Annotated in this window: 2 protein-coding genes and 1 pseudogene; 1 reads left to right on the top strand and 2 read right to left on the bottom strand. The window is 40.2% G+C overall.

Annotated features, from left to right (window positions below; translation table 11 throughout):
* Positions 1-155 precede the first annotated feature (155 nt).
* Positions 156-1,514, top strand: a pseudogene (locus RT143_RS12175) (IS256 family transposase).
* Between the two features lie 449 nt (positions 1,515-1,963).
* Here RT143_RS12175 and RT143_RS12180 read toward each other — a convergent pair.
* Positions 1,964-2,293, bottom strand: a complete 330-nt coding sequence (locus RT143_RS12180; protein WP_060995271.1) for a helix-turn-helix domain-containing protein — start codon at positions 2,291-2,293, stop codon at positions 1,964-1,966.
* Positions 2,284-2,601, bottom strand: a complete 318-nt coding sequence (locus RT143_RS12185; protein WP_313093345.1) for a type II toxin-antitoxin system RelE/ParE family toxin — start codon at positions 2,599-2,601, stop codon at positions 2,284-2,286. Before RT143_RS12185 ends, RT143_RS12180 begins: the two co-directional genes overlap by 10 nt.
* Between the last annotated feature and the right edge of the window lie 270 nt (positions 2,602-2,871).

A 2,871-nucleotide genomic window follows, 5' to 3' on the forward strand; every position in this document is an offset into this window, starting at 1 on the left:
GCAAAAAGTGCCCGATGTTGCAGGACAATACAATGTTGGCAAATCAACCTTAGAACCTGTTCACGATTAAAAAAGCTGATAAAATAATGGGCGAGACTGTAAAATATTTTGTGTAAACCCAATTTTAACACTAGGATTTACACAGGAACATTTACATGAAAGAATCGACAGAAGTTTTGCTTGACGAATTACTTAAAGATTATCAAACACCCGAACAAATATTGGGTGAAAATGGCATCTTAAAACAACTCACCAAACGACTCGCTGAACGGGCTTTACAAGCTGAAATGACCCATCACTTGGGCTACGCCAAACACGACTACCAAGGCAAAGCTCAGAAAGATACGCTTGATGACTTCATCAATCATCACACCGATGATGATTTGCTTGATGACGAACAGCCATCAGCCAAAGAAGAAAATATCCAATCAGCAGATGACGAAGCCACTACGGTCGCAGGCAAACCCGCTCGTAAGAATAGCAATGCCCGTAATGGCACCACTAAAAAAACCGTCCGTACTGACTTTGGCAAAATAGAACTCGATGTCCCTAGAGACCGAACCGGTAGCTTTGAGCCCCAGTTCGTTAAAAAGCATGAACGCACGCTCAACGGCTTTGACGATAAAGTCATCTCCCTCTATTCAAGAGGTATGAGCACTCGTGATATCCGAGCGCACCTAAAAGAAATCTATGGCGTGGATGTCTCATCCACCTTTATCTCCACAGTCACCGATAGTGTGCTGGATGAAGTCAAACAATGGCAACAACGCCCACTTGAACCAATTTATCCTGTCGTTTATCTAGATGGACTTGTCGTTAAAAACCGAGAAGAAGGGATTGCTCATAATAAATGTGTCTATCTGGCTTTAGGCATTAATACTGAAGGGCTTAAAGAACTGCTAGGTCTTTGGATAGCCAAGAATGAGGGAGCTAAATTCTAGCTCTCTGTCATGAATGAACTAAAAAACCGTGGCGTCAATGATATCTTTATTGCCTGCTGTGATGGGTTAAAAGGCTTTCCTGAAGCCATTGAAACCGTATTTCCCAAAACCAAAGTACAGTTATGTATCGTCCATCAAGTCAGAAACTCGCTTAAATACGTCAGCTATAAGCAAAGAAAGGAAATAGCCACTGATCTTAAAACCATCTATGGGGCAGATACCTTAGCAGAAGCCGAAGATAACTTACTTGCCTTTGCAGAGAAATGGGATGGTGAGCATCCACAAATTTCTAAGTCCTGGCAGGAGAACTGGGGTCGATTAACCACGTTCTTTGATTATCCAAAGGATATCAGAAGAGTGATTTATACCACCAATACCATTGAATCGTTGAATGCCAGTTTAAGAAAGGTAACCAGCACGAAAAAGACTTTCCCGAATGATGATGCGGTGTTTAAGGCAATTTATATGGCACTCATCAATACAATGCAAAAATGGACGATGCCGATTCAAAATTGGAAGCCTGCGATGCGACAATTCGTGATGCTATATGGACATCGGGTGGAGGGGTATTAATAGAAGATATTTGTTGGTTATTTAGTACGCTGCTATTTTAGGCTGCCTTTGAAAGTTTACACAAAAAAGTTTGCAATCTCGGAGATGAGCTATCAGATAATGAAATTAGACTGCCATATTTAAGATTAGCTGAACTTCTAATGGGTGGACTTGACCCTGATTCATTTTATGCAAGTGAATATTATAAGGACAATATTTTACCTGATGGCTTTAAATAAACTGTTCAGTACAAAATTTGGACTATAAAGCATTTACCCCAGAATTCGCAGGGAGTAATATTTTAAAAAATTTTTCGAGAGTCTTTTTAAATGATAAGAGTTAGATAGTCCAAAAAACGGTGGTTTTTTAGATATTTTATTTTGGGTAAACAATAAGGGCTTTTAGCCCCCATTCTTGTATAGCAAGTCGTCAATCAAACGAATGCTAACTATTCTTAACAGCAAAAGTTTTTAATGAGCAACGCGCAGTAGCACTTGGGGTTCAACTTTTGCGATTTTCAGCAGAACGCTAGCCGCTTTTGATGGATAGCGTTTTCCTTGCTCCCAAGCTTGTAAGGTTCGAACTGACACACCTAGAATCTCAGCAAATTCTCGTTGTGATAGTCCCACATTCTGTCTGGCTTCAATGGCTTCGTTAACAACAGGTTGCTCACGTACTACACCTTGCCCGGCTTTAGCTTGTCGGACACTTTCAAGCAATAATGCCCCGAGCTCATCCCCGGTAAATTCATGGTTAGCCAAGTTAATAGTATCTAAGTCTTTCATGCTTTTTATTGCCATGTGTCTAACTCCTTTACCAAGTCTTTTAGTATATGCGCAGGAATATTTTCGGTTTTCGCCTTGGCATAAACCAATAGCATAAAGATTTTACCGTTTTCTAAGCGATTATAATAAATCACTCTAACACCACCGCTTTTACCACCACCTTGCCTAGCAAAACGCACTTTACGAACACCGCCACTTTTCGGAACGACATCACCAATATCAGGATTTTGGCTAATCATGGTATGGAGTTCGCCCTGTTCTTCTTTGGTTAATAGGTTATCAACCATTTTTATATACAAAGGCGTTTCGACAATGGTAAACATAAATAATTTCACATACTACATTGTAGTAGTATAACAGACTATGCATTTAAGATTAACCTTAAAATTTAAATGCTATAGGCTTAAAAAAACAGGTAATGCGAAGGCTATTCAGCACTTAGCAAGTCCACTCCAGCTTTCTTCAACTCCCCTTTCGCCGTCACATAGTGATACAGCGTACTACTGGGAATATCGCCCAATTCTTTACAAATCGCTGGAATACTTTTGGTTTGGTCAGCCATCAGATGTTGGGCATAGCGAAGTTTCTCTGCC

Source organism: Moraxella sp. CTOTU48268 (assembly GCF_032069585.1).
In the GTDB taxonomy this organism is placed as follows: domain Bacteria; phylum Pseudomonadota; class Gammaproteobacteria; order Pseudomonadales; family Moraxellaceae; genus Faucicola; species Faucicola cinerea.

What these genes read in the sequence shown, in the direction of transcription:
- RT143_RS12180 (WP_060995271.1), bottom strand. Translation starts at nt 2,293, where the DNA reads ATGGCAATAAAAAGCATGAAAGACTTAGATACTATTAACTTGGCTAAC.
- RT143_RS12185 (WP_313093345.1), bottom strand. Translation starts at nt 2,601, where the DNA reads ATGTTTACCATTGTCGAAACGCCTTTGTATATAAAAATGGTTGATAAC.